We start from the raw sequence: 4276 nt of genomic DNA on the forward strand, positions 1-4276 counted from the left end.
CCGTAAAGGTGCCAACAAAACTCAGTCTAGGAGACGATGTGCCAGATGTAAACTTGTTGTCGACAAATATTCCAATTATTTTAGGTTTCGCGCAACAAGATTTTATGGTTTCGTTCCGCATGTCAGCTTTATTTTAAGAAACCTCAAGAAATTAAAATTTATCGATAGTAATAAAAGTTTCACTCAGGAATATTGAAAAATAAGTAATTTATTGTTAAATTGGTATTTCCAAACTTTTCGGGGATTCCATGAAACAAGCTTTTGCCTTGATTGTCAGCGTGGTGGCCGCCGCCTCCGCCCATGCTCAAACGCCGCACAAATACGCCATCGTTTCGCTGGCAGGCGCCAATGTCTCGGTGCTGACCTATGTGACTGGCACGGGAACGAATCAGGGTCCAAACAACAAGCAGGTCGTCGCATTGAATAATCCGGTGTTGGACGATGCGGCTATCAAGGCAGCCACTGCCGTCATCAAGAAGAACGAGCCCGATGCCACGGTGCTGCCGCTGCTGACAATGGACGCGCAGCTGCTCAGGTCCGGCAACGCGATGTTTGAAGAGCCGGACCAGAACGCGTCCAGCCGCGAGCGCCTGGCCAGCATGTGGCAGGGCAAAGACATCACCCACGTCATCGTGGTCACGCCTGGACACGGCGATGTCGACGTCAAATTCACCAATACATCAATGACAATGGGGAAGGCCGATGGCATCGGCTTCTTCGTCGATAACGAAGCGCGCACAACCGGGCGTCCAGACAACAGCACCGCCACCGGCCTGGTGATGCCGCTGGCCTATCTGCACCTGCGGCTGGTGGACGCCAAAACCCTGCAGGTGGTGAAGGAAGTATCGCAAAAGGAGGCGCGCATTCTGACCCCGGCGCCCACCGACGACGCCAACCTCTTCGCCTGGAATAATCTGACGCCCCAAAAGAAGCTGGAATACCTGCAGCTGATTACCCGCCAGGCTGTATCGAAAGGGCTGCCCAAGCTGCTGGCGGCCGAATAAAGCCTGCATGGCCAATCCAATAGTTATTTTCACGATAACTTTTTGGCATAAATTCGTGAAACTACCTAGGATTGGCCGTACAAGCGTCTGTTAGAATCGGGGGATTCGTATTTAGAACATTGGAAGGGGGCAGTACAGATATGGACTCGGCATCTGATAAAAAAGAAGAACTTCGACAGCAACTTCGCGCAGCAGCACTTGAATATCACGAGTGTCCAAGACCCGGCAAAATCAGCGTCACCCCCACCAAGCAACTCTCCAATCAGCGCGACCTCGCGCTGGCCTATTCCCCCGGCGTAGCAGCTCCCTGCGAAGAAATCGTCGCCGATCCAGCCAATTCCTATAAGTACACCGCGCGCGGCAACCTGGTCGCCGTGATCTCGAACGGTACCGCCGTTCTGGGCCTGGGCAATATCGGTGCGCTGGCATCCAAGCCGGTCATGGAAGGCAAGGGCGTGCTGTTCAAGAAGTTCGCCGGCATCGACGTCTTCGACATCGAAATCAACGAGCAGGACCCGGACAAGCTGGTCGACATCATCGCCGCACTGGAACCGACCTTCGGCGGCGTGAACCTGGAAGACATCAAAGCACCTGAATGCTTCTACATCGAGCGCAAGCTGCGCGAAAAGATGAAGATCCCGGTCTTCCACGACGACCAGCACGGCACCGCCATCATCGTGGGCGCGGCCATCCTGAACGGTCTGAAATACATCAAGAAAGACATCAAGAACGTCAAGCTGGTGGTGTCCGGCGCGGGCGCTGCGGCACTGGCTTGCCTGGACCTGATCGTCGACCTCGGCTTCCCGATCGAAAACATCGTGGTGACCGACCTGGCGGGCGTGGTCTACAAGGGCCGCAAAGAACTGATGGACCCGGACAAGGAGCGCTTCGCGAGCGAAACCAGCGCGCGTACCCTGGCTGAAGTGATCGAAGGCGCGGACATCTTCCTCGGCCTGTCCGCCGGCGGTGTGCTGAAGCAGGACATGGTCAAGCAGATGGCGCCGAACCCGCTGATCCTGGCGCTGGCCAATCCGACCCCGGAAATCCTGCCGGAAGACGTGAAGGCGGTGCGCGGCGACGCCATCATCTGCACCGGCCGTTCGGACTATCCGAACCAGGTCAACAACGTSCTSKGCTTCCCMTACATCTTCCGTGGCGCGCTGGATTGCGGCGCTGCCACCATCACGCGCGAAATGGAAATCGCCGTGGTGCACGCGATTGCGGAACTGGCCCACGCCGAGCAATCGGACATCGTGGCGTCCACCTACGGCATCGCCAATCTGGCCTTCGGCCCTGAATACCTGATCCCGATGCCTTTCGATCCGCGCCTGCTGATCAAGATCGCACCGGCCGTGGCGAAGGCCGCTTTCGATTCCGGCGTGGCAACCCGCCCGATCGAAGACCTGGAAGCGTATGCGGACAGCCTGCAGCAATTCGTCTACCGTTCCGGCACCTTCATGAAGCCGCTGTTCTCGGTGGCGAAGAAGGCCCACACGGACCTGAAGCGCATCGTGTACGCGGAAGGCGAAGAAGAGCGCGTGCTGCGCGCGGTGCAGGTGGTGGTCGACGAGAAGCTGGCGCGTCCAATCCTGGTGGGCCGTCCGGCCGTGCTGGAAGCGCGCATCCAGAAGTTTGGCCTGCGCCTGAAGCCGGGCGTGGACTATGCCGTCATCAACCYGGACTACGATGAGCGCTACCGCCAATACTGGCAGGCATACTACGAGCTGACCGCTCGTAAAGGCGTGACCCAGGAATACGCCAAGCTGGAAATGCGCCGCCGCCATTCGCTGATCGGCGCCATGATGATCAAGAAGGGCGATGCCGACGGCATGATTTGCGGCACCTTCGGCACCACCCAGCTGCACCTGCATTACATCGACCAGGTGCTGGGCCGCCGTCCAGGCGCCTGCGTGTACGCGGCGATGAACATCCTGGTGCTGCCTGAACGCCAGCTGGCCATGGTGGACACCCACGTCAACGAGAACCCGACCGCCAACGAACTGTCGGCCATCACCATCATGGCAGCGGACGAGATGAAGCGCCTCGGCCTGGAGCCGCGCGCGGCCCTGCTGTCGCATTCGAACTTCGGCTCCTCCAACAGCGAGTCGGCGCAGAAGATGCGCGCCACGCTGGAGCTGGTGCGCGAACGCGCGCCGGATCTGGAAGTGGACGGCGAAATGCACGGCGATACCGCGCTGGATTCCAAGCTGCGCAAGAAGATCATGCCGAACTCCTATCTGGAGCGCGACGCGAACCTGCTGGTGATGCCGAATATCGACGCCGCCAACATTGCCTACAACCTGGTCAAGAGCTCGGCCGGTAACGGCATCACCATCGGCCCGATCCTGCTGGGTTGCGCCGCGCCGGTGCACATCCTGACGCCTTCCGCTACGGTACGCCGCATCGTCAACATGACCGCGCTGTGCGTGGTGGATGCCGTTGCTGCCAACGCTACCAGGAAAGACAACGCATGACCGATCTGCTGCTTGCCATCGTCCACCACCTTTGCGCCTTCGGCATCGCGGCGGTAGTCACCGCTGAACTGGTTCTGGTACGACCTGGCATGCAGCCGCCGGCCGTGCGCCTGGCCGCCCGCTACGATGCAGCCTACGGGCTGCTAGCAGTTGGGCTTCTGGTGATTGGCTTCCTGCGCGTCTACTTCGGCGCCAAGGGCCACGACTACTACTTCCACAACCACATCTTCTGGACCAAGGTCGGCCTGTTTGCTGTCATGGGCCTGCTGTCCATCAAGCCCACGCTGCGCATGCTGCGCTGGCAGAAAGCGCTGCGCGCCGACGCCGGATTCGTGCCGCAGGAAGTGGAAATCAAGGCCGTGCGCAAGCTGCTGATGGCCGAAATTCACGTCTTCGCCCTGATCCCGATTGCGGCTGCCGCCATGGCCCGCGGCTACGGCTACGTAGCATAATTGCTATCTTGTAATATGTTGTAAAGCGCGCCTTTTGGCGATACCTGCTCTGTTACAATTACAGGTTCGATAACACCGCAGTTGGATTCGTACATGACCACCACAAAGCGCGCCCTGATTACGGGCATTTCCGGCCAGGACGGCGCCTATCTGGCCCAGCTGCTGCTGGAAAAGGGCTATGAAGTCACCGGCACCTTCCGCCGCACCAGTTCCGTCAATTTCTGGCGCATCGAAGAACTGGGCATCCAGAATCACCGGAATCTGAAACTGGTCGAATTCGATCTGACCGATATGGGCTGCATCATTCGCCTGCTGCAGATCGGGAATTTCGACGAGGTCTACAACC

The 4276-nt window shown here is 58.7% G+C and carries 4 protein-coding genes; all 4 read left to right on the forward strand.

The features are described from left to right. Positions 1 to 248: 248 nt before the first annotated feature. Positions 249 to 1004, forward strand: a complete 756-nt coding sequence (locus AB4Z11_RS24815; RefSeq protein ID WP_442028419.1) for a hypothetical protein — start codon at positions 249 to 251, stop codon at positions 1002 to 1004. A gap of 140 nt (positions 1005 to 1144) precedes the next feature. Then, the gene (locus tag AB4Z11_RS24820; protein ID WP_442028420.1) at positions 1145 to 3478 is read left to right on the forward strand and encodes an NADP-dependent malic enzyme; all 2334 of its coding nucleotides are present in this window, start codon (positions 1145 to 1147) and stop codon (positions 3476 to 3478) included. After that, complete coding sequence (locus AB4Z11_RS24825) at positions 3475 to 3930, forward strand: DUF2214 family protein (RefSeq protein ID WP_442028421.1); 456 nt, start codon at positions 3475 to 3477, stop codon at positions 3928 to 3930. Before AB4Z11_RS24820 ends, AB4Z11_RS24825 begins: the two co-directional genes overlap by 4 nt. A 93-nt stretch (positions 3931 to 4023) precedes the next feature. Further along, the coding region (locus tag AB4Z11_RS24830; protein WP_442028422.1) for a GDP-mannose 4,6-dehydratase at positions 4024 to 4276 on the forward strand (253 nt) is incomplete at its 3' end.

This window comes from Pseudoduganella sp. RAF53_2 (assembly GCF_052113985.1).
Classification (GTDB): domain Bacteria; phylum Pseudomonadota; class Gammaproteobacteria; order Burkholderiales; family Burkholderiaceae_D; genus Rugamonas.

Bases quoted from the DNA above. Each gene is read 5' to 3' on its own strand.
- AB4Z11_RS24825 (WP_442028421.1), top strand. From the start codon at position 3,475: ATGACCGATCTGCTGCTTGCCATCGTCCACCACCTTTGCGCCTTCGGC.
- AB4Z11_RS24815 (WP_442028419.1), top strand. From the start codon at position 249: ATGAAACAAGCTTTTGCCTTGATTGTCAGCGTGGTGGCCGCCGCCTCC.